Annotated in this window: 17 protein-coding genes; 3 read left to right on the top strand and 14 right to left on the bottom strand. The window is 56.5% G+C overall.

Features of this window, described 5'->3' with window-relative positions; genetic code table 11:
* Positions 1–210: 210 nt before the first annotated feature.
* The 5 genes from AB4Y89_RS00555 to AB4Y89_RS00535 form a co-directional block, all read right to left on the bottom strand.
* Positions 211–756, bottom strand: coding sequence for a carboxymuconolactone decarboxylase family protein (locus AB4Y89_RS00555; protein ID WP_442298960.1), 546 nt, complete (start codon positions 754–756; stop codon positions 211–213).
* Between the two features lie 46 nt (positions 757–802).
* Positions 803–1,420: a nitroreductase family protein gene (locus AB4Y89_RS00550; protein ID WP_442298959.1), complete on the bottom strand. Its 618-nt coding sequence runs from the start codon at positions 1,418–1,420 to the stop codon at positions 803–805.
* Between the two features lie 226 nt (positions 1,421–1,646).
* Positions 1,647–2,183: a carboxymuconolactone decarboxylase family protein gene (locus AB4Y89_RS00545; protein ID WP_442298958.1), complete on the bottom strand. Its 537-nt coding sequence runs from the start codon at positions 2,181–2,183 to the stop codon at positions 1,647–1,649.
* A 98-nt stretch (positions 2,184–2,281) separates the two neighbouring features.
* Complete coding sequence (locus AB4Y89_RS00540) at positions 2,282–3,199, bottom strand: NADP-dependent oxidoreductase (protein WP_442298957.1); 918 nt, start codon at positions 3,197–3,199, stop codon at positions 2,282–2,284.
* A 197-nt stretch (positions 3,200–3,396) separates the two neighbouring features.
* Positions 3,397–3,846, bottom strand: a complete 450-nt coding sequence (locus tag AB4Y89_RS00535) for a carboxymuconolactone decarboxylase family protein (protein ID WP_442299334.1) — start codon at positions 3,844–3,846, stop codon at positions 3,397–3,399.
* A gap of 165 nt (positions 3,847–4,011) precedes the next feature.
* Here AB4Y89_RS00535 and pdxR point away from each other — a divergent pair, with 165 nt between their 5' ends.
* Positions 4,012–5,427 carry a MocR-like pyridoxine biosynthesis transcription factor PdxR gene (gene pdxR / locus AB4Y89_RS00530; protein WP_442298956.1) on the top strand — a complete coding sequence of 472 codons (1,416 nt, stop codon included), beginning with the start codon at positions 4,012–4,014 and terminating at the stop codon, positions 5,425–5,427.
* Between the two features lie 214 nt (positions 5,428–5,641).
* On the opposite strand, the gene AB4Y89_RS00525 is transcribed toward pdxR, so the two are convergent.
* Positions 5,642–8,299: an ADOP family duplicated permease gene (locus AB4Y89_RS00525; protein ID WP_442298955.1), complete on the bottom strand. Its 2,658-nt coding sequence runs from the start codon at positions 8,297–8,299 to the stop codon at positions 5,642–5,644.
* A 9-nt stretch (positions 8,300–8,308) separates the two neighbouring features.
* Positions 8,309–8,644 carry a PadR family transcriptional regulator gene (locus AB4Y89_RS00520; protein WP_442298954.1) on the bottom strand — a complete coding sequence of 112 codons (336 nt, stop codon included), beginning with the start codon at positions 8,642–8,644 and terminating at the stop codon, positions 8,309–8,311.
* Between the two features lie 324 nt (positions 8,645–8,968).
* Here AB4Y89_RS00520 and AB4Y89_RS00515 point away from each other — a divergent pair, with 324 nt between their 5' ends.
* Entirely contained in the window at positions 8,969–10,042 is a 1,074-nt protein-coding gene (locus AB4Y89_RS00515; RefSeq protein WP_442298953.1) for a LacI family DNA-binding transcriptional regulator, read from the top strand.
* Between the two features lie 456 nt (positions 10,043–10,498).
* On the opposite strand, the gene AB4Y89_RS00510 is transcribed toward AB4Y89_RS00515, so the two are convergent.
* From AB4Y89_RS00510 to AB4Y89_RS00480, 7 genes are all read right to left on the bottom strand, one after another.
* Complete coding sequence (locus AB4Y89_RS00510) at positions 10,499–11,866, bottom strand: glycosyl hydrolase family 28 protein (protein WP_442298952.1); 1,368 nt, start codon at positions 11,864–11,866, stop codon at positions 10,499–10,501.
* Between the two features lie 147 nt (positions 11,867–12,013).
* Positions 12,014–15,883, bottom strand: a complete 3,870-nt coding sequence (locus AB4Y89_RS00505) for a TonB-dependent receptor (RefSeq protein WP_442298951.1) — start codon at positions 15,881–15,883, stop codon at positions 12,014–12,016.
* A gap of 478 nt (positions 15,884–16,361) precedes the next feature.
* Positions 16,362–17,240 carry a fumarylacetoacetate hydrolase family protein gene (locus tag AB4Y89_RS00500; RefSeq protein WP_442298950.1) on the bottom strand — a complete coding sequence of 293 codons (879 nt, stop codon included), beginning with the start codon at positions 17,238–17,240 and terminating at the stop codon, positions 16,362–16,364.
* Positions 17,237–18,595, bottom strand: coding sequence for an aspartate aminotransferase family protein (locus AB4Y89_RS00495; protein WP_442298949.1), 1,359 nt, complete (start codon positions 18,593–18,595; stop codon positions 17,237–17,239). The genes AB4Y89_RS00500 and AB4Y89_RS00495 overlap by 4 nt, the downstream gene beginning before the upstream one ends.
* A 29-nt stretch (positions 18,596–18,624) precedes the next feature.
* Positions 18,625–19,659 carry a Gfo/Idh/MocA family protein gene (locus AB4Y89_RS00490; RefSeq protein WP_442298948.1) on the bottom strand — a complete coding sequence of 345 codons (1,035 nt, stop codon included), beginning with the start codon at positions 19,657–19,659 and terminating at the stop codon, positions 18,625–18,627.
* Positions 19,660–19,661: 2 nt separating this feature from the next.
* Positions 19,662–20,999: a hypothetical protein gene (locus AB4Y89_RS00485; protein WP_442298947.1), complete on the bottom strand. Its 1,338-nt coding sequence runs from the start codon at positions 20,997–20,999 to the stop codon at positions 19,662–19,664.
* Positions 21,000–21,389 (bottom strand): RidA family protein, encoded by a 390-nt coding sequence (locus tag AB4Y89_RS00480; protein ID WP_442298946.1) that lies wholly within the window; start codon positions 21,387–21,389, stop codon positions 21,000–21,002.
* A gap of 170 nt (positions 21,390–21,559) precedes the next feature.
* Between AB4Y89_RS00480 and AB4Y89_RS00475 the strand changes: the two genes are divergently transcribed.
* The gene (locus AB4Y89_RS00475) at positions 21,560–22,564 is read left to right on the top strand and encodes a 3-hydroxyacyl-CoA dehydrogenase family protein (RefSeq protein ID WP_442298945.1); all 1,005 of its coding nucleotides are present in this window, start codon (positions 21,560–21,562) and stop codon (positions 22,562–22,564) included.
* Position 22,565 lies beyond the last annotated feature (1 nt).

Here is a 22,565-nt window from a genome sequence, read left to right as displayed (position 1 = left end):
AATCTTTCGTGGGTGCATCTGGGTTTTGGGGTTAAGCTCGCATCACATGAAGCTTCCGAGCGCCCTCGGAGAGGGTTGACGCAACCGGATAGAGTATTTTTTTCTGTAGGTGTAGTGCAGGGCTTGTGCATCGATGGGCATTTTCCTCAATGAAAACGCCACTGCACGCTCCTTCCGGGATGCCCAGCAACAGGAAAAATGCTCTAGAGTTCAAACCGAGCCAGCTGACGTAACGGCGGGAAAGTCCTTCTCTGGATCGAATACGTTATTGAAAAAGTTCGTCAGGGAGTACATGGCCACCAGCGCCACGATCTCCATGATGTTCGCATCTGTGTAGCCGGCGTCGCGGACAGCTTTCAGATCGGCGTCACTGACCTTGCCGCCGGTCTTGATGACTTTGTGAGCAAACTGGATGGCAGCGTCTCGCTTTGGGTCAATTGCATGGCCCTTCCGAGCGAGAATGATTTCGTCGGCCGGAAGCTTGGCCATATGCTCGGCCGTAAAGCTGTGAACCGTCAGGCAGTAGTTGCAGCCATTCACTTCGGAGACAGCGAGGCCGATGCTGTCACGTGTCTTCAAGTCGAGCGCCTTGCTCAAGGAGCCGAAAAGCGCGGCCCACGCGTTGAACGCGATCGGACTCTGCGCGAAGGTCGCCATCATATTTGGGGTAAACCCGATGTTCCTGGTGAACGCATCGAGAGTCGGTTTCGAATCGGCCGGCACCTGTTCCGGCTTTAAAGCTTCAGCTCTTGGCATGTAATCTCCGCACTCTATTGGTTTGCACTATTGGTTTGCACCTGGGTTATACGAAATCCAACACATCGGCCACGGGACGGCGCGGCTTCTGCGGCCAATTTCCCGGACGCTCGATCCCAATGGACAACAACAGGACCGGCACTTCATTCTCGGCCAGTGCGAACTCCCGGGCCACCGCTTCGGCATCGAAACCGATCATCGGCGTTGAACCCAGGCCCAGCGAGCGTGCCGCATAGATGATCGCCGTCGCGCCGATGGCACCGGTTCGTACTGCCTCGTCGCGCTGGCGCTGTGGGTAATTCATATACAGATCACGTGCGGGGATCTCCCACTCCGGCACCGTTGTTTCCGGCATGATGCCCGCTTCCACCAGGGGCGCCAGGCGCTCTGGTATTACGCTGGAATCGGCCAACTGGCCGCAGACGATGAAGGTAACGGCTGCATCAGTGATCGGTGGCTGATTCCAGGCCAGCGGACTCAGCCGAGCCTTGGCTTCACGTGTGCGAACCGCGATGAAGCGCCAGTTCTGCATATGGAAGGATGTCGGCGCGCTCGTGCCGATCCGCACCAGCTCGCGGATTTGATCGTCGCTCAGGGTGGCGGCAGGGTCGTAGTACTTGGTGGCCCTGCGACTCAAGATACATTCGATGACGGCGTTGGTCATGGTTGAGACTCCATTGGTTGAAGAGATAGGTTGAAGTACAAGAGTGCTTTCGCACGTCGATGTTTGTGCGCAACCAGCCGTCGCGCACACGCCGGACGATCTCACTCATCTGGGAGCGATCGGACTCGACAACAAATTCACCGCCGGGCCGTGCCCCGGTCATGCCGGTGAGGATTTCCCCCGGGCGCGGATCACGTCCAGAAACTGCTTCGCGATTTTCGGGCTATCAAACGCTGGATACGGCTGGAATATCGATCTCGACGTCAGCCATATTGTTCAAAAAGTTGGTCAGAGTGTATCGGGCCGTCAGTGCGGTGAGTTCAACAATCTGCGCATCGGCATACCCGGCTGCCCGAACGGCCGCGAGATCAACATCACTCACCTTTCCATGTGTGTCGATAACTCGTTTGGCGAATGCGGCAGCAGCCGCTCTCTTAGGATCGCTGGACTTTCCTTCGAGATTGAGCGAGATCTCGTCACGCGCTGTCTGAGAATTGGAATGCGTGATGAAGCAGTGGTTGGCAACGCAGTACTTGCAACCGTTGGCCATCGAAACAGCCAGCGCGACCGCTTCTCGCGTCTTCGCGTCGAGGACATGCGACATCGTGGTCTGGAGGTCAACATACGCCTGCAAAACACGCGGACTCATGGAGAGCAACCGAAGTCCGTTTGAAAGAAATCCCAAACGCTGTTCCATCTCGTCGAGAATTTCCCGGGTTTCGGCGGGAGCTTGATCCCGCGTGGGAAGTTCGATTCGTGCCATGGCTCGGAATTTTCCTGTGAGATCAATGGATCGGGTTAAGAGCTCACCGTATGTACAGGCGGGCCGATGAGATGCTGGGCTTAGGCAATCTCGAGTCCTTACGGGCGAGGGCAGATGATCGTCTTCCCTTTGCGTCGGTCAGTCCGATTGAACACAGCGACGGCTTCGTCCAGGGTCGAGACACTGCCGATGTTCGTCCGCAGCCGTCCGTCGCGCACGCGCCTGACGATCCCACTTAGTTGGGAGCGATCGGATTCGACAACAAAATCCACTGCCAGGCCAATAGCAGGCCGTTCCTCTGCCGGACCGGTGATGCTCACAAACGTTCCTCCGGCGCGAATCACGCCCACTGACCGCTTCGCGATTTCGCCGCCAATGACATCGAACACCAGGTCAACTTCACCGATATCTTCCAGGGCGTCACTGTCGAGGTCGACGAACTCCTGCGCTCCGAACTCGATGGCCGTCTGACGGCCGGCCGCGCGCCCGGTGCCGATGACATATGCGCCCGCATCACGCGCGAGCTGCGTCGCCATCGAACCGACTACGCCGGCCGCACCATGTACGAGGACGCGCTGTCCCGCCTGAAGACGGCCGTGTTCGAAGAGCCCCTGCCACGCGGTCAAGCCCGGCATCACGAGGGCTGCGCCCACCGTGAAGTCAACGTCACCCGGAAGCGGCGCGAGGTTGCGTGCCTCAACCGCCACATACTCCGCCAGCGTACCGTCGCGATACCAGTCTGTGAGACCGAACACTCGCTGTCCAATCGACAGCCCCGTCGTGCCATAGCCGATAGCAGTGACCACTCCCGCCAGTTCGTGTCCCGGAATTGAGGGCGTCCGGTCACGGCCGACACGATCGGTCCAGGTAGAGGGCCACGACAGCTCATCCCCGGTAAATCCCGACGCATAAACCTGAACAACGACGTCGTTGATCGCCGCCTGCGGCTCGGGACGCTCTACGAGCTTTACCCCAGCCATTCCCGCTGCCTGATCTGTAGCTACAATCGCTTTCATCGGTTACCTCCCCATGTCGAGTTCTTGCCTGTCCGGTAGTCGTGCCATGTTTGTTCATAGGAACTGCCCCTTGGTAAATCGAAGTTGGAGCTTTTTCCTGTAGGTGTAGTGCAGGGCTTTTGCATCTATGGGCGTTTTCCTCAATGAAAACGCCGCTGAACACTCCTCCCGGGATACCCAGCAACAGGAAAGATGCTCTAGTTTGGCTGATACTCGCCTGGGATCGCGCGGAAACCTATCGCAAGCCGATTCCAACCGTTGATCGTAATGATCGCCAATGAGAGATTGACCAGTTCTTCTTCACCAAATTCCTTCCGGACTTCGGCATAGACCTCATCCGGCGCGTGGCCTTCCATGATAAGCGTCAATGCTTCGGTCCATGCGAGAGCCGCGCGTTCGCGGTTGGTGAAGAAGGTCGTTTCTCGCCACGCAGACAAGACATAGAGACGCTGCTCGGTCTCACCATTCACACGCGCATCTTTGGAATACATATCAATGGAGAAGGAACACCCATTGATTTGCGACGCTCCCATCCTGACCAGTCCCAGGAGAGATCCTTCAAGCTTCGATGACTTACTTACGAAGCTTTCTAATCCGAGCATCGCATGGTAAGCAGGGGGTGAAACCTTCACCGGCTCCAATCTCATCTTCAAGGTGTATTCTCCTCCCATAGTCAGGCTATATTGGAATGGAATAGCCGGAAGGTCCATAATCGGCGGGGATGACTAGTCCATAGTCAAGGTGTCTGAACAGTGCCGAAGAGAGAGACATTTCAAGACCTGGTCTTAGAACCAAGGCAGGACGGCCAGGAGATGTGGCGCTGGCTCTATACCGAGCTGCGTTCCGCAATTATTGATGGCAGACTGAAATCTGGAGCACGGTTGCCGTCTACGAGAAATCTGGCAGAACAATACAGCTTTGCCCGAGGTACAGTCGTGGCAGCATTCCAGCAACTTCAGGCTGAGGGATACATTTCGTCGGAAGTGAGTGCTGGCACCTTTGTCCTACCGGCGCCAGGGTGGGAGATGACCTCTCCGGTGAAACAAAAACCGTCCCGGCAGGCAATCTCCAGAGCGACCATAGCAAAGCGCACGCAGAGTCTTCTTAAGACCACATCTCTCAAGCCTGCTTCGCATTCCATCGGTAAGGCGTTTCGGAGCTACGAACCGGCGATCGATCTGTTTCCAGTCGAACAGTGGGCGCGGATCGCGGCGCGCGTTTATCGCAAAGCACCGCGTTCTTTGTACGGGCAAGGTGACGCAGGTGGTTATCCACCGCTGCGAAGAGCCATCGCTGAATATGTGGGCCAGTCGCGCGGAGTACGTTGTTCTGCGGAACAGGTCATCGTGACATCGGGCGCGCAACAGGCGTTGGACCTTTCGGCGCGGGTGCTTCTCGATCCCGGCGACGAGGTGTGGATGGAAGATCCCGGGTACCCTGGAGCCGCTCGAGCCTTTCAGAGCGCCGGCGCGAGCGTGATTCCCATTCCAGTTGATAGGGACGGTATCGATGTTGGAAGAGCGATAAAGTCATCTCCCAATGCCCGTCTGGTGTATGTAACACCAGCCAATCAATTTCCCCTTGGAATTGTCATGTCAGCAGAAAGACGAGTCGAACTTCTCTCCTGGGCCTCGCGTGCGGGGGCATGGATTATCGAAGATGAATACGACGCCGAATATCGTTATTCCGGGAAGCCGATTGCGTCACTGCACAATCTCGATCGATCTGGGTCGGTCATTTATGTTGGAACCTTTACCAAGATGCTCTTCAACGCTCTTCGCATTGGGTTCATCGTTGTGCCGGAACGGTTAGTTGAAGCGTTTAGAGTCGCACGAAGCTTCATGGATCGCCATGCGCCGACGTTAGATCAGGCCGTGCTGACGGAATTCATCAACGAAGGCCACTTCGGCCGCCACGTTAGAAGGATGAGGCAGGTCTACTCGGAGCGTTCGCAGCTGCTTGCGGAAGAAGCGAATCGGCGTCTTTCTGGCCTGCTCGATGTGGAACACGCGCAATCGGGGATGTGTACCGTGGCCTGGATCAAGACGCGTATCACCGAAATGGCATTGAAACGACGGGCAGAACAACTCGGATTGGAAGTGAGTCCAATCTCCTCATTTGTCAACCGGTACGAGCAGAAGCCCGCGTTGTTTCTGGGCTTCGCAGGGTGTAATGCAAATGAGATAAAAAGGGGCGTTTCGGTTTTAGAAGCGATTCTCTCTCGATGAGTCCGTACCGGCGGATGCTCCCCATGTTCACCATAGAGGAAGATCGTATTTTCGTGATCGATGGCTTGAGCGCTCACCGAAGCAGCCGAAATTGGCCGAGAATTGCCGTGCACACCGCGAGTTAGCCACGCTCGTGGCGAGGGGGCCAAACATGGTGGATTGGTTGAATGGCTGCTGCGTGTACAGCTTCTGTCAGGCCTATTGCAGGTCGACTCTAATCTCCACGAAGTGCAACCATTGGGTCAACTGCGGCAGCGCGACGCGCGGGAATCCATGCTGCCATCACGGCAACGATCCCCATCAGCGCCGGTACGGTGCAGAACGTGACCGGATCAAGAGCGTTTACTTCAAATAGAAAACTCTGCAAAAGGCGGCTCATTGCAAACGTGCCGAGGAGTCCGACAAGGCAGCCTCCCCCGGCCAGAAGCAGGCCCTGTCGCACGACCGCCATCTCAACCTGCCAACGCTGCGCTCCGAGTGCGAGGCGCAGGCCGATCTCGCGCGTGCGCCAGCTCACGACGTAGGAGATGAGACTGTAGACGCCGATCGCCCCGATAACGACCGCAAGGCTGCCGAAACCGAGCAGCAGGAAGGCGAGGGCACGAGGCGCGGCGACCGAGCCCGCAACCACTTCATCGAGCGACCGAACCCGCGTGACCGGAACCTGAGAGTCGATGCTCGCCACGACCCGTCGCAAATCCGATGCGGTTGCGGCGGGCGGTGTATGTGTGCGTAGCAAAAGGTACATGTCTGGTTGCACGCGTCCTGGCGTCATTGGCAAGTACACTTCGTCGTTGAAGCCGCCGGCGAGACCGCCTTCGAGCGTGTTGCGCACGACGCCGACGATCACCGACGCCTTAGTGGCATCCCAAACGGCTGGGGCGGGCGAGTCGTTTACGTCGAGCAGATGTTTGCCTATGGGATCCTGGTCGGGCCAGAGCCGCTGGGCCATTTGTTCGTTCACGACGGCTCCATGGCTGGCGCCGGAGGCGTCTTCCGCATTCAACAGACGGCCGCGTACGAGGTGTAGCCCCAGAACGTCGAAGTAACCGGGTGAAACCACTCGACCACTCGCCAGGAGCGCACCCTGCCGAGGGTCGCGCGGATGGTTCTCCGCATCATACACATAGTTGTTGTCGAGACCGCTCAGGGGTAGCGCATTGACCATACCCACATTTTCAACACCGGCAATGCCCCGCGCATTTTCGAGCAGGGTCTGGAAGAAGGAGCCGCATCGGCCTTTGTCCTTGCAAGCTCCTGCGTCCAGGGCGATCTCAGCGGTCACCGTTCCACTTGTGCGGAAGCCGGGGTCGACCCGCGAAAGCTGGTAGAGGCTGTGGAGCATGAGTGCGGCGGAGGCAATAACCACAACCGAGAGGCCGATCTGTGCAATCACAAGCGCCACCGACACGGCAAAGGTGGCCACCCGACTGGCGATGCCGCGGCCCCCGACTCGCAATGTCGAGAGCAAATTCATGGATGCCATCTTGATGGATGGGATCAGCCCGAAGAGTATTCCGGTCAAGATGGAAGCTCCAAGAGTAAAGAGGATGTCGCTTGTGTGCAGCGAAACATCTTCAATGCGCGGGGTGTCGGCGGGAAGCAACCGTACAAAGATGCGTAGGCTCGCAAGAGCTGCGGCGAGTCCCACAAAACCAGCTGTCACACCGAGCACTACGCTCTCTGAAAGTAACTGCTGGATGAGTCGGCGCCCCGATGCGCCGAGGGCGCTTCGAATCGCAATTTCGCGCTCCCGCGCAGTCGCGCGTGCCAGCGTTAGATTGGCTACATTCGCGCAAGCGATCAGAAGGATGAGGCCGGCTGCGCCAAACAGCAACAGAAGACGCGGACGCATTTGCCCGGTTTGGGCCTCAAGAAGCGATAACACTGTCATGTCCGAGGCCCACACGTCCGGCATGCGCCAGGGAAAGGTGGGCAACAGGAGACCGTGCAGTCTGCGTAGCTCAGCCTGCGCCTGCGCAGGGGTTATACCGTCGGCTAATCGGCCAAACGCTTGCAGATCGAAGTCGGTCCATGGATCGGTTGGGGCATCGCGGCGGAACGACACCGGGATGACGAACTGTGTGTCTGCATAAGGAAAGTGAACACCCGCCGGCATCACGCCGATGATGCGCCGCGAAACACCTTCAATACGGATCGTGCGCCCCAGCGCATCGGGTGCACCGCCAAAATGCTGGCGCCAGAAGCCATAGCTCAGGATCACGTCGTTATCCTGGCCAGCGATGGCGTCTTCGGCGCTGAAGAAGTTGCCCCGCGCCGGGTGAATCCCCAATGTGTCGAGTGCATTCGTGGTGATCTTAGCGCCAAAGACCCGCTCGGGTAATCCCGAAACCGACACATTGTATTCAGCGTCAGCGCCGAAGCCGGCGATGGAAGTAAACGCCTTGGAGTTGGAGCCCAGTGCGCGAATCCATCCTTTCGGATACATCGGAGATGTGGTGCCTGAAATTCGCATCAGGCGGTTCTGTTGCGCATAAGGAAGCGGCCGCAGCAGAATCGAATCCATCAGCGTGTAGATCACAGTATTCGCGCCGATTCCGAGCGCTAGCGTAGCTACAGCGACAAGAGAAAAAGCAGGATTCTTAATGAGGCCCCGAATACCATACCGGATATCCTGCGCGAGCCTCTCCAGCGAAACTCCTATGCGGACGTCGCGAACACTCTGCTTGACCTGATCGATTCCTCCCATCTCACTGCGGGCATCACGGTAAGCCTCTTCAGGCGTCATGCCTTCCTGTAGCTTCTGGGCTGACACCAGTTCGACATAGGCCCGGATCTCCTCGTCGAGTTCACGGTCAAGTTGTCTTTTACGGAAGATATTGTTCCAAAGAGCAAGCAGTCGACTTATCACAGAGCCTCCTTATGTGGTGCGCAAGGCAGTTGCCATAGCGAGGGATATCCGTTCCCACCGCTCCGACTCGGTCTGAAGCTGTTTCTTGCCGGCCTTCGTTAACGAATAGAACTTCGCGCGCCGATTGGTTTCCGATTCCCCCCAAAAGGAAGTGAGCCAACCCGCCTGCTCCATGCGATGTAAGGCAGGAAACAAAGAGCCTGCTTTGACATCGAAAGCTCCGTTCGTAATCTGTGAAATTCGGCGCGATATCCCCATGCCGTGCAATTGCTGGAGCGCAAGGGCCTTCAGGATCAAGAGATCGAGTGTTCCTTGCAGGAGATCGGTTTGAGGGGTGGCGGGCATTGAGTCTCCTATTGACTGCCTATAAGACAATAACGCTGCTCTTATAGACAGTCAATAGGAGAAGCCGACATCTCCTAGAATCTATGAAAATCAGTAGGCTAGCTCTCCCCTGCAGCCACCGGACTAGACTTGACTTCCTATATACGATCGAAGACACGCGGGAAACGAGGTACCAGCGAGATTGTTTTCGAGACCTAAGAAGCGATCTCCTCCCTGAACTGAACTGGCTGATCATCAAACTGCGATATCATGTTCCAACTAAAACATTCGCTTAGTCAGGCGAAGCAGGCGTCGCGATGTCGGCACTCGGTTAGGGAGTTTTGAGTGGCACAAAAGAAGGGCGTGGGAAAGTCCCCGAGGCAGACGCCGACAATTCGTGAAGTTGCAAGAGTAGCCGGGGTTGGCGTAATGACAGTCTCACGCGTCATCAATGACCATCCAGCAGTGAAGCCAAAAACAAAGAAGAAAGTCCTCACCGCGATCCAGCAACTGGGATATGAACGGAACGAGGCGGCCGGCCTACTCAAGGGGCAAAGAGCAATGATGATCGGGTTGATTGTGCCCGATCTATCAGACATCTTCTTCGCACATTGTGCGAACACGATTGAAAAGCTCGCGCGAGAAAGCGGTTATCTGACTTTGATCGTTTCATCTGGGCACGATGTCGAGTTGGAGACCCAGCAGGCTGAACTAATGGCCCGGCGAAAGCTATCAGGCTTGCTTTTAGTCACTTCTGGAACCCTGGATGCCAACCGCATGAAGCGTGTCATCGAGGGGGGGCTTCCAATCGTAGCCTTCGACCGACCGCTAGAAGGACTTGGAACGGATGCTGTGCTGATTGAGAACCGGGCCGGGGCCGAAGACGCAGTGGAGCATTTGATCTCTCATGGCCACAAACGGATTGCCTGCGTTGGTTTCGACAGCGAAGCCTATCCGGTTGCGGAACGCATGAAGGGCTACCGAAGCGCAATGTCGGCGCACGGGCTTCGCCCGAACCTCTCCATGAAGGTCGACTGTTTAGAAGCAGCCATGAACTGGGTTGATAGCGTCCGTCTAAAACAAGACGCTCCCACGGCGGTGTTCGCTACCAATTACCGAACCACAGTCCATCTTCTACGAGCTTTTTCGGAGCGAAAAGTAAAGATCCCCTCCGAAGTCGCAATCATAGGATTCGATGATTTCGAACTGGCACCCCTGATCGCGCCGCCAGTTACCACGGTCGGACAGTCTGCGGTGGATCTGGCACGGCGAGCCTTTCGGCTTCTGCTGGATCGGATTGAGACTTCCGGGAGCGACGTTAGCCGTTCACCGGAGAAGATACTCTTGCCGGCTACCCTTATTGTGCGCGAATCTTGCGGAGTTCATCCGCGCTCCAAGAAGACTGCCGAGCCGGTATAACCGCCTTTTTCTGACCACGGTGCGATCGTTTGGGAACGACTCGACTTGCTCTCGCGAAGCTTGCGTTGCCCGATATCCTGTCATCGGCAAAAAGCATCCGATCCATTGCTGTTGTCATGGTGAGCAAGACCGTGTCCCTCTGCCAGCTTCGTTGGTTCATTTCGGCTCCTATTCTGGTGTTCGAAAGGAGTCTCAGAGAGATAGGGTGTCCCGTCAATGTTCGGAACAGTTTAGTCGCCGGCGTTAAGCCGCGATCCTTTATTATCAACCACTTAAAAGTGGCGAATTGAACGTTACGCGCACGTTATGACGCGTTAAACGAGCCGTGGAGTCGAATAGAAATGCGTCGGTGGACATCGTTAGCGGCCCAACCAATAGGGTCGGTCGCCGTTTCCGCCCTTCCCAATAGTTCCCCGCCAGGCTCGCCGAGAGTCATGGATTCGGCGGCGCCGAATCTCACGGCCGTGTTACAGTCGTCAAATTCGCTGCTTCTTCTGTTGTTATGAAAGTGATGTCTTCCACATGATCGCCAACAAAGATTTCGGCCATATCTCCGGTCTTGAAGTACCCTGGCTTGCCAGCCATGTGATCTGAGATCACATTCCCTCCGACGCGGAGATTTTCGAACTTAATGCGGCGGACCATATGGCTCTCGTCATACCCATTGATGATCGAAAGCCCAGGACGCGTCTCTGGATAGCTAAGGTCTTTTATATATACGTCTTCAACAGCCCGGCCCGGCGATTTCGCGTACTTTCGGTTGAACGTGACGCGCACGTTCAAGAGCTGTCCGTTCTCGATATTCTCGACCCTCATCCCATCCACGAATACGTGACGGATCAGGTTTCCATCGGAAGCGTTCAGAGCGAGGCAACCCTGGTAGTCGATCTGCGGCTCATTTTGCTGAAGGATATCGATGTTCCGGAACGTCAGATGCTCAATGAGTTCCGGACTGTCCGAATTGCCATGTGTCCCGACCAGAATAGGGTGCGCGACGTCCGGCCACAGCGTGGAATTAGAGACAGTAATGTCATCGGTATCACCGTAGTAGTTCCACCGGTGACCGTAGATAGCAATTGAGTCATCGGAGTTGCGCATGAAGACGCCGTCTACAAGAACGTGCTTGCTTGTGAAGATGTCGATGCCATCTCCCCGGCCTTTGCTGCTGAAGGACTTCACATTGCGAACAGTCACATCCGATGAATTGCCGATCAGTACCGAATAATGATCCGGATTCATGACCGTTACACCTTCCACAAGCACATGCTTCGAGTCGTCAATACGGATACCATCCTTAGCGTGCCAAAAAATCCCTTTACCAAAAATGTGAACGTTGCTGACGCGGTCACAGACGACGCTTGTCACCACAACTGCCCCTGGCGCGAGATAAAGACTTTCGCCACTCTGGAGGCGCAGGACATCACCCGGGCGGTGCAAACCGGGGCCGAAGTAGTGCACGCCGTCGGTCGTCTTTGCCGGCACCGAGGTATCGGGTGAACCGGCGAACAGATGCAGATTGTGGTGTGTGTCTCCGTTCAACTCAATGGATAAATTCGCCGGACGATCCAATTCAAACTCAATCCGTCTTCTCCACACCGAAGGCTTTATGCCGAGAGAAGCAGGCCGCACCCGTACGATGTGAACCTCGTACGCCACATCAATGGAAACGCGGACTTTCCCCGCAAACTCAAATGCTGCCATTGCCGCCCTAGCGGGGGAGCGCATATCAACTTCTGGCTCATAGCAGTCGACTTGGCGCCATGGTTTTTTCGAAGCCTCGACATGGATAACGTAGTTCTTGTTTTGAGGCATACCGGCAGGCACCGCTGCGGTCAGGACCTCTCCAGGAGAAGGTATGCAGAGAAATATAAAACAGAGAATGATGAACAGAGGGCGATATCCCACCAAAATCTCCGGGCAAGCGATGAGGTTTTGAGGTCGGCGGCAGGCTTGGCTGCCGCCGAGATGCTACTAGAAGTTGATCCTTCCGGTAATTTGAAGGATTCGATTGCTGATGTTCCCACCCGCTGCTGTGCCCATCTGATAGGTACCGAAGTTCGCATCTCCGGCAGTGGTGTTATAGCCCGAGGAGAACTGGGTGACGTGGTTGGCAGCATTGAACGCGTCCAGGCGAAGTTGTGCCGCGATACGTTCGTAGATATGGAAGTTCTTGCTGATGTTTGCGTCAATGTTGACGAACTGTTGCAGCCTGATTCCGGTATAGACGGTGTTGGGGACGACACCATAAGTACCAATGGAAATGAAGTTCGCGCCCGTGCATCCAGCCGTAACGGAGTATGCCTGCAGCGTGACAACACCCGTATTGGGGTCACGGGTTCCGACACAAGGCTTGAATGCCTGCACATAGGAATTGCTGTTCGCCTGAGTGTGGTATGGATTCGGTTGACCGGGGAAGAAGCGCTGCCTTGGCAGGATGTAGCCGCCGTTCGCCGTAGAGTCGATCTCGTATCCAGTGATGTTAAAAGGCAGACCAGACTGATAGGTCATAATGCTACTGACCTGCCATCCACCTATGATGTAGTCCAAATATTGGTTCAGGTTCGGAAAAATCCCGTGCCCACGCTCGATCGGAAGCTGATAAACCCCGGAGATCGTGATCCTGTGAGGAATATCCGTTCCTGAAATAGTACGCGAAGGAATTCGATTGATCGTGTCAGTGTATCCCGCGGCGCTGATGGCTTTCGAGTAGGTGTAGGTAGCATGCAGGGTAAGCCCTAACGATGTCCGATGGTTATATGTCGCTTCCAAAGCGTTGTAGTAGTACTCACCTCCGTTAAGAAGTGTCTCGGTCACATTGGTGAATTGCGGAAATGGCCGCGTAAAGTTGATGCGCTGAATCGTCGAGGCGGTATAGTACGCCGTGCCGGCAAACGCAGGAATTCCTTTGAAGGGATTGTTGATATAGCCCACGGTGCCATTGCTCGCGCCGTTCGTACAATTGGTGCCCACGCCACCGCGCTTCGGATCGCAGGCGGCTTGCGCGGCGGCACCAATATGGTTCAGATCGTCAGAGTACGTTAGCCCATAGGTGCGGTTTCCCGCGTAAGAAATTTCCAGCGTGTCCCACTTGGTCAACTGCTGTTGGACGCCAAATGCCGACATCAGAACCAGAGGCGGACGGTAATTCGGATTGATGAAAGAGAGCCCTTGTCCCGCGTTGGTTGTCAGGCAGGCACTTGCATCGCCGCCACAATTGCCGACGGAGGTTTGGAACGTAGGGAACGGATTGGAAAGGTTGTGCAGCGGTGTAGCGCCGCCGTCAAACGAGCCCACGTAGTTCGTTGTTGTCGCGAAGCCAGTCTGCGGGGCCGCATACTGGTTCCCGGAACCGGTCTGCTGATAGTACACACCGATGCCACCACGAACCACCAGGTTGCGATGCGCGGTGTAAGCGAACGCAGCCCGGGGACCAAACTGCGAGAGCGCGGCCTCAAACGGTGCCGGCGGACGTCCGTTTACGCCAGCAAATGTGATCCCACCAAGGAGCGTCGAGATAGGCAATCCGGAGAAATTGACTTGACTGCTGATCGGGTTGGTAGAGGTGGTATCGAATGCGGATATGGTGCGATTGTGACGATCAACAGGGGCGCCGAGGCTCTCCCAACGCAAGCCCAGGTTCAAGGTGAGATTCGGCCGAATCTTCCAGTCATCCTGCACGAACCCAGCGTAGTAATGCGAGGAAAAATAGTTGTCGGGCTGAGAGCCCGCGCTACCTGAATCCAACGTTCCCGTCAGGAGTGATGCGAGGGCGTTGCCGCTATAACCCGCCGCGGTTGAAATATTGGTCGCACCTCCAGTCACAACTGTGTCCCACTGCTGTGTCCAAGCCTTCCCGACAGTGAATGTAAGACCGCTACCCGCCGCATTAGACGACCGCTGGCTGTATTGGATGGGACGAAGATCCGCGCCAAAGTGGATGGAATGGTTACCGCGCACCAGGTTCACAACATCTGTAAATTGAAGTTCGTTGTCACCGCGATTGAGACCAGCGATTGAACCCAGCGCGTTATATCCGGTCAAGTTCACGAGCGGGAAACGGTTGAAATAGTTTGGATTAGCGGCGGAGATGCTGGCCGGAAGTCCAAGACTGGTCGGGTTGAAGCCATTCCCTGGTCCTGTACTGTCAGTCTGATTGGTCACAAGAATAGAAACTTTGACGTTGTTGACGAGATGAGGACTAAAGGTGTGGGTCCAGGCCACAGTGCCCGACGGGTTCTTATAGCGGCTGAGATAGTGGGCAATGCTTGCGGCGTAGTTCAGTCCGGGATGAGCAGCATTTACATCATTGCGAGGGAATGCGCCATTCGCCGTATTGTTGTCCGTCCAGAGCTTGAGCGTGACGTTGGCAGTATCTTTGTCACCGATGTTCTGGTCGACCTTGATCAGATACAGGCGCTGAAGAGCAGTACCAGGAGTCGTGCCAAGATAGTTGTTAGAGAAATTGTTAGCTGTGGTCGGCGTAGGAGAAATATTAGGCGCTGGAAACCAGGAAAGAATCGCCTGGCCTACCGGGTTCAGGCGGCCTGCAGAAATGACATTCGCACGCCCGGTAAGGACTGGGTTCCCCTGCGGCCCTGGAGCGCCTCCAGGCCCATATCCAAACTGGTAGCGGCACGTATGAGGCTTCCCGTTCGAATAAGTGCCATTATCGGTGTTGTTCGCCGTGCACGATGCCTCGGACGTGGGGTCATAGATGGGCTGGTTATAGGTGGCACCATTTGCGGTCAGCAACGAACTGAAATCACCATTGATCATGGCAGGTAGAGGAACAGAAGCAGCCGCATTCCCAACTCCCCTGAGGTAAAACCTCTCATACGAAATGGTGAAGAAGGTCTTCTTCTCCGGTCCCCAAAGCTTAGGAATGATGACGGGACCATCGACCTCAAAGCCGTACTGATCTTGTGACGAGGCAGGCTTGTTGTACTGCGCGATCGGATTCCCCGCGGCCGTCGCCTGCTGAATGAAAGCGCCATTTGTCGAGGTATTGGCGTTCATGAAGACCCGTTGAAGGATTTCGTAGACTGTGCCATGGAGCTTTTGCGTGCCTGACTTGAGGGTCATATCGATTGACCCGCCAGGAGCCCGGCCAGAAGCAGCGTCAAACGCATTTGTTGTAATTTTGAATTCTTGAACAGTTGCGGTAGGCGGCGGGAAGGCATAGTTTTGGCCGCCTGTGAGACTGTAGTTGGTGACTCCATCGATATTGAACTCGACAGAAGCGCCATGGATCGCCAAAGACTGCGCGCTCTGATTGTCGTAACGCTGTCCCGTCGTGGTGGATGTCACGCCGGCGCTAAGGGTGGCGAGATTGAACGTGTTGCCGGTATTGACCGGAAGTTCGGCAATGCGCTTTGCTTCAATCAGGTCACCACGGTCGGCTTTGTCATAGTCCAGGACCTGAGCCGAGGAATCAACATTGATGGTTTCTGTGACTGCGCCTGGCTGCAGGCGGAAGCTCACATCAAGAATTTGATTGGTGGTGAGCGTTAGGTTGGTCTGTTGCGATACTTGGAATCCAACTGCATTTACGCGGACCTCATACCTGCCTACGGGAAGAAACGGCACCGAATATTCGCCGGCTCCTGTCGTCTCCGTCTGCTTGTCAACACCGGTGTCCAGATTGCGCACTATGACCTGTACATGAGGAACTACCGCACCCGATGAATCAACGACCCTACCGCGCATGCCGGAGGACGATTGTCCGAACGTAACCGCGGTGGCCGCCAGCAATACCACCGCTCCGAAGAAGAATCTATGGAAGGAGTTTGTTAACCTCACTCGCCCAGCACGTAACTTTGAATTTGCATTTTTGTTGTCCATATCGCGTCTCTTTCCGGGCGGCAAGACTCCATCGCACCCAATGGCCCGCTCCTGACAGCCTCAAATTCGATCACTTTTGTATCTAAAAATGATGATCGTTATCTTTATGGAAGCTGACTCTAGGCAACATGGAGCAGTGTTGTCAATGAAAAACGCGGTAAACAATCACGACAGGAATTCTTGTTATCGTTCCCAACACAAGGGTCCGGGAGAAACCGAAACGTTTTCTCCCGGCAAAAAAGCGGCCACGGTCACCCAGGTCGCTTCGACGTGGGTTCGCCCATGCACCAGGTGCCCCTCGATAAGGAGGAAGACTTTGTCAAGGGATAGAAAGGGCGTATGTCATTATTCGATGCGAGAGCACCGTATGAGTGGCCAGAGAGCGAGGTTTAGAGGACCGCGGCTTCCTGCTGCGCGACCGCTGTCCCCACCACCGGGCAGCAAGCAGACAACAAGCGCCACGCGCAGGAGTCCAATGTCATAAAGCCTTTCGAACGTAGTTGCGAATGCGCCCTATGCCACTCACCTCGCACTCAATAAGATCACCATCCTGCAGCAACCGTCCTCTGGCCAAACCGACGCCGGCGGGTGTTCCCATAGAGATAACATCGCCAGGCTCAAGCGTCAGGACATTTGAAATATAGACAATCGCCTCCGCGATGGTATGAATCATGGCCGAAAGCGGCGCATCCTGAACCTGATCTCCGTTCAGCCATGCCTGCACGCGTGCATCCGTAGGCAGGTCGTCCGCGGTCACCAGCCAGGGCCCCATGGGGGCCGAGCCGTCAAACCACTTCCCTACCAGCCAGTCGTAGAAGTCGTCGTTCGAACGTTTCTTACGGTCGACCATTCCGTCATTCAGCTTGCGCTCGGAGATGTCATTCACGACGGTATAACCCCAAACCGCCTGCATCGCGTCCTGGAGTGACGCCCGGTGCGTCCGCCGGCCGATCACCACGGCAAGCTCCGCCTCATAGTCAAGAGCGTGATTGGCATCCGTAATAGGTATCTCTTCCGACGGCCCAATAATAGCTGTCGAGGGCTTCATAAAGAACTGCGGAGTCAGGTTTTCTTCCGGAGCAGGCGCAAAGCCGGATTCGATGACGTGGGCACGGAAGTTGCCCGCGAGCAAAAGAAACTTCGGAGGAGCAGGCAGTGGGGCCTGCCAGAGGATGTCCCCGGTCAAGAGTGTTCCGTGCTCGAGCGACGCGGCAATCCGAGGGTAGAGCGTCTCCCATTCGGTCACGACGGACTTTAGATCAGTCGTGCCGGCGGCTTCCGTGGCATCGACGATCTTTCCGTTGTAAACAACCGCAAGGCGCGTCGAACCGTTCTGACGTACAACGCCGAGCTTCATGCCGACACCAACTTCCCGAACTTCGGCGCCACAATTGTCTCAAAGACCTCGTGAACGGCAGCAAGCGTTGCCTGAACATCCTCGGCGGTGTGCGTTGAGGAGAGGAACCAGTTGCCGCGGGGGATAATACGGACTCCGCGATCGACCATGCCGCAGACAAAGTCGTTATAAAGGTCCTGTCGAACTCCAAGAGAGGAGCGGTAATCGTAGACAACCTGCCCCTCCCGTTCGGGTATCTCGCCAGCCGGGAAGCCGAGGTAGAAAATGCAGCCATATCCCTGTACGACGACGGGGATCCCGGCCCGATCCGCAGCTTCACGAATCCCCTGCATCAGCGTTGTTCCGGCCTGCTCGATTGCCTGATAGACCGCTCCACCATTCCGCTCTAGAACGTCAAGGGTGGCGATCGCGCCGGCAACAGCGGGGGGAATACTGTTATACGTGCCGCCGTGCCCGACCTTACCGGCCGCAATCAGGTCCATGTACCTGGCCTTTCCGGCAAGACAACTGATTGGCATGCCGTTGGCAATTGCCTTACCGAAGATGGTCAGATCGGGGACGACATTGAAACGTCCCTGGGCTCCGGCAAGCGATGCACGGAAGCCTGTAATCACCTCATCAAAGATCAACACGACATCGTGCCGTGTTGCCAGCTCCCGCAATCCTTCCAGGTAGCCCGGCAGCGGCGGAATCACGGCGGTATTGCACATCACAGGTTCGGTAATAATCGCGGCGACTTCATTCGCGTGGGCAGAAAGATACTCTTCCACTGCCTTGAGATTGTTCCAGGGAAGAACGACCAGATGGCTGTCTTCCCCGCTGAACTGCCCCTTCGATTCCGCAACCGTCGCCGGGTGGAGGGCGTCGCCAGCAGCCGCAGGATCAGGAGCCAGGCTATACAGGATATTGTCCAGCCAGCCATGATATTGCCCTTCAAACTTAATCACCGTCTGCCGCCCGATTGCGGCGCGCGCCAGGCGAAGCGCACCGTGGACAGCCTCCGATCCGGAGATGCCAAAGCGCACGCGCTCTGCGCAAGGCACAATGCGATGGACGCGCTCCGCCAGCTCGAACTCAAGTTCATGCTGGGCGGCGTAGATCTGCCCCCTCCAGAGCTGTTTACAGGTAGCCTCAATCACCTCCGGATGCGTATGCCCCAGAATCAGCGGGCCGCGGCCGAGTACATAATCGATGTACTCATTCCCGTCGACGTCCCATAGATGCGATCCCTTGCCGTACTCAAAGAAGAGAGGATACGGCTTATCGCCCATCCGGACGTTGCTGCTTACGCCGCCGGCCAGGGTCTTCCGGGAACGCTCAAGATTCGCAATGGACCGTGCATACCGCTGACTCATTCAACTTCGCTCCTGATGGGGTGCCGCGCTTAGTCTCGCAAGACCGGGACAGCGACATTGCCGCCAGTCTTAAGTGATTCGTGGATTGCCGTCAGAACCGCCGTTACCTTGCGTCCATCCCGGACGCCGACCGACGGCGGCAGATCCTTCCGAATGCAGTTCACGAAGTCTTCCAGGCATGCCGGAAATGCGCCGCGCAGGGTCCCGAAGACATCACTGGAAAGGAAGTTCTTCGGATACGAGAACCGCTCTCGTGAGCTGATCTCGATGCTTTCCCGCTTGCGGTCGAAGTGCAGGTGGCCGTGTTCCCCGACAAGCCCAATAAACGAGTCCACCATCGTGGGAAACGGGTCCGGATAGATCCAGCCGGACTCGAAGGTAGCCACCGCGCCGTCGGCATAGCGGACCTGCGCCTGGATCATGTCATAGGTATCGATGCCCTGCGCCACCAACACCTGCTTTACTCCCCATGCCCTGGCCTCCACGGGTTCAGACGCGAAGTACCAGTTCACCAGATCGATATCGTGACAGCTAAGAAACCATGCCGGGGTGGTCTGGTGCGCCCAGTTGATGTACTTCGTGGGAACAAAGATGGTGTCGTTCTTGCGTCCATAAGCACAGACCGGCCGCCCAATCTCTCCGTTAAGAATGGCCTGTTTTCCGTGGTGATACGGCGCCAACCAGCGATGATTGAAGGCCACCTGCGCTTTGAGCCCGCTTGCCTCGGCGAGACGCACCAGCGCATCTGCCTGGTCCAGATCGGTCGTCATCGGCTTCTCAATCAGGATGTGCTTTCCATGCTTCAACGCGCTGGAGGCCGCAGCGAAGTGGTCATCATCGGGGAGCGCAATGCAGACGGCCTCAATCTCCGGAGACTCGGTAATCTGCTTCCAGTCATCGACCGCGACCGGCACATCATACTCTGCGGCGACCTCTCTGGCCTTCTCCAGCCGGCGCGCGCATACGGCACCCACCCGGGCATACGGGTTGTTCTGGTAGATACGCACATACTGCTGCCCCATGATGCCGGCGCCGATCACGCCGATGCGGATAGGATTGTTCACGCCTATATCTCTCCTTCTGCGCAGACAACTTCGCGTGCCTGCTCCAACAACTGTAAGGCGTGCTGCTGCAAAACCCTTCCCGCTTCAGCCGGAACACGCGAGGCTACGACCTCATAACCCGAGGTTGTGGAGGCAAACTCGTCCGGCAGATAACCGATGTAGTCATTGGCCAGACCTAGAAAGAGCGTCCTGGGAAAAGGTGACCGTTCCCGGATCGCAAGGGCGACACAAACGAAGATCTCGCCCGGAAGCGATACGAAGGCAGTTCCTCCCAGACGAAGAATACCGATCTCGGCCGGCAGATACTTCGGCTCTGGAGTCTGAGACTCCTCGTAGAGGCGCGCATAGTATTCCTCAATCCGCGCAAAGAGCGCCGTCTGCTTTGCCGCGAGAGTTGTTTTCGAATCTGCCAACGCTGCGATCGCCAGCCTTCTGCGCTCCGCCATCTCGGGCAACGGATCATACGATTTCAGAGGCAGCGGAGCATAAGCGCTCCGTACGTCAAGCAGGGGCTGCTCTTCGACCAGATGCGTCATGCCTGTCAGAACAGCCTGGGCCAGCTTTTCTCCAAGGCGCTGCGCCGTTTCAAACGTACGGAAGCTGTCGATCACTCCCACCGCGCTCAGGTCGCTCTTATGGCCAATGCTCAGGTCGCCCTCCGCGCCATTGATGTAGAAGGGTTCGACCTCGGGACCGAGCTCTCGCCTCAACGCTTCCAACGTATAGAAGGGGAAATCCTGAGTGATACTCAACGTATTCGGCCCCAAAACCGTTGTATGGCAGGCATAGAAGACGCCAATTGCCACCCTCTCGCCGGTCATCTCCTCCACGAGGAGCACGCCAGCGAATGGATCGACCGGAAGTCCATCGGCGGTCCGGCGATTCACTGCGATACCCCCGCACGGCACCATTGCGGTCTTCAAGACTCGCGGTTTCAGAGCATCGGCAGCCTGGCGGATCGTGTCCACGACGGTCGAAGTCAGCCTTTCGAGATAGGCCTCATCCAGTGGCTGGCCTTGATTGAAGAAGTGGTGCAGGGTGACGGGCCCACAGTGTGTGTGGGTCGCACAGAGAAAGATCTGGCTCAGCGGAATGCCCGTTGCATGCTCGACCTGCCTACGGATCGCGAGAGACATCTTCGCCGAGATTGCAATGACCTCCACGCTGACCAGAGCCGCTTTGATCGCGCCATCGCTGAGCACTAATGCGCGGACGTACAAGTCATCGTGCACAGCATTGGATATCCCGACGCGGGCATCAAACCCGGCCATCTGACTGCCAAGCGGAGGTGTAATCCGCCGCTTCGCAAAGCCGATGAGCCACTGTCCCTGTTTCGGCATTTATTTTGCTCCAGGAATACGGGCGATAGCGTCGATCTCCACCTTGATGCCAAGACCAAGAACAGACTGCACGGTTGTTCTGGTGGGCAGTACGCCCTTGAAGAACTCCTGGTAGACCACGTTGTAGCGGTCGAAATCATTGATGTCCGCCAAGTGCACGGTACAACGAACCACGTCCGCGTAGGTGCATCCGCCAGCTTCCAGAACCTCACCGAGATGGCGAAGCGTCAGGCGAACCTCTTCCTCTATGGTGCCGGATATTGCGTTCCCGGTCTCCAGATCCATGGGACCCTGCCCGCTGACGTAGAGCCATCCATCTACGATGATCCCGTCGGAATAAGCGCCGGTGCTGGCCTGCCTGTTCGGATTTGATACCCGTGTCAATGCCATTTTCTCTCCTTGTCTTCGCGGTGCAGTTTCACCATAGTTGGTGAACCAACCTGCTTGCTGCACTTATGTTTAGCATGCGCCCAATGCTGTCCATTTAGATGGACTCAGCTGCTCTGAAGTCCCTTCGTTGCTTGACGCCCTCCGGCTAACGCCGAAGAATCTCAGTATCCATGAAAAACAAAGCGATCTCTCCAAAGAAGCAGGTATCGCGCAAACAGGGACAGGCCTTGTTCGCGGCTCCGGTTGGAGTATTGGGACTCGGCCTTATGGGACAGGGACTGGTCACCTGCCTGCTCGCCAATGGCTACAACGTGATGTGCTACGACATCGACCGCAGCAGGAACTCGGTCATCGTCAAGCACGTCCAGAAGTCGCTGGAACAGCTTGCCGCCGAAGGTCTTCCCGCGATCGAAGCGCCCAAAGACGCTTTGAAACGCCTTTCATTCGCGGTCTCAATGAAGGAACTGAAAGACTGCCGAATCATTCTCGAGTGCATCCGTGAAAACCTCGACCTGAAGCGCAAGGTACTCGGCGAGCTCGAGAGCTACGTTTCCAGTGAGTGCATACTTGCGTCAAACACTTCCAGCTTTCCTATCTCGCTGCTACAGCACGGCCTCCGCGAGCCAGGCCGCTTCATCGGTCTTCACTGGGGAGAGCCTACGCAGATCATGCGCTATCTCGAGATCATTCCAGGCCGGCAGACAACAACCGCCACCACACGTTTCGCCACACGCTTCGGCGCATCCTGCGGGAAGGAACCCACGCTACTGAAGCAGGACATTCGCGGCTTTCTCTCCAACCGTCTGATGTACGCCATGCTACGAGAGGCCTTTCATCTGGTAGAGATGGGCGTCGCCGATGTCGAAACCATCGATCAGTCCTTCCGGAATGACATTGGCTGGTGGGCGCTCCTGGCCGGCCCCTTCCGCTGGATGGATCTCACTGGTATCCCCGCTTACGCCGCCGTGATGGAAGGTCTGCTTCCGGAGCTCTGCAATCAGTCGACAGTTCCGCCGCTCATGCAGAAGATGCTGCGTGACAAAGCGCTCGGCGTCGCAAACCAGAAGGGCTTCTACAAATACAACAAGGCGACCGCCGCCAGGTGGGAAAAAGACTGGGTCAACTTTACCTACGAGATGCGCAAGCTGGCAGACAAGTACACCCCGACAAAGTGAC

Source organism: Terriglobus sp. 2YAB30_2, assembly GCF_052114765.1.
In the GTDB taxonomy this organism is placed as follows: domain Bacteria; phylum Acidobacteriota; class Terriglobia; order Terriglobales; family Acidobacteriaceae; genus Terriglobus.
Note: the sequence above shows the minus strand (reverse complement) of the source record. Positions and strands in the feature narration are given on the sequence as shown.

Bases quoted from the DNA above. Each gene is read 5' to 3' on its own strand.
- AB4Y89_RS00555 (WP_442298960.1), bottom strand. From the start codon at position 756: ATGCCAAGAGCTGAAGCTTTAAAGCCGGAACAGGTGCCGGCCGATTCG.
- AB4Y89_RS00550 (WP_442298959.1), bottom strand. From the start codon at position 1,420: ATGACCAACGCCGTCATCGAATGTATCTTGAGTCGCAGGGCCACCAAG.
- AB4Y89_RS00545 (WP_442298958.1), bottom strand. From the start codon at position 2,183: ATGGCACGAATCGAACTTCCCACGCGGGATCAAGCTCCCGCCGAAACC.
- AB4Y89_RS00540 (WP_442298957.1), bottom strand. From the start codon at position 3,199: ATGAAAGCGATTGTAGCTACAGATCAGGCAGCGGGAATGGCTGGGGTA.
- AB4Y89_RS00535 (WP_442299334.1), bottom strand. From the start codon at position 3,846: ATGAGATTGGAGCCGGTGAAGGTTTCACCCCCTGCTTACCATGCGATG.
- pdxR (WP_442298956.1), top strand. From the start codon at position 4,012: ATGTGGCGCTGGCTCTATACCGAGCTGCGTTCCGCAATTATTGATGGC.
- AB4Y89_RS00520 (WP_442298954.1), bottom strand. From the start codon at position 8,644: ATGCCCGCCACCCCTCAAACCGATCTCCTGCAAGGAACACTCGATCTC.
- AB4Y89_RS00505 (WP_442298951.1), bottom strand. From the start codon at position 15,883: ATGGACAACAAAAATGCAAATTCAAAGTTACGTGCTGGGCGAGTGAGG.
- AB4Y89_RS00500 (WP_442298950.1), bottom strand. From the start codon at position 17,240: ATGAAGCTCGGCGTTGTACGTCAGAACGGTTCGACGCGCCTTGCGGTT.
- AB4Y89_RS00495 (WP_442298949.1), bottom strand. From the start codon at position 18,595: ATGAGTCAGCGGTATGCACGGTCCATTGCGAATCTTGAGCGTTCCCGG.
- AB4Y89_RS00485 (WP_442298947.1), bottom strand. From the start codon at position 20,999: ATGCCGAAACAGGGACAGTGGCTCATCGGCTTTGCGAAGCGGCGGATT.
- AB4Y89_RS00480 (WP_442298946.1), bottom strand. From the start codon at position 21,389: ATGGCATTGACACGGGTATCAAATCCGAACAGGCAGGCCAGCACCGGC.
- AB4Y89_RS00475 (WP_442298945.1), top strand. From the start codon at position 21,560: ATGAAAAACAAAGCGATCTCTCCAAAGAAGCAGGTATCGCGCAAACAG.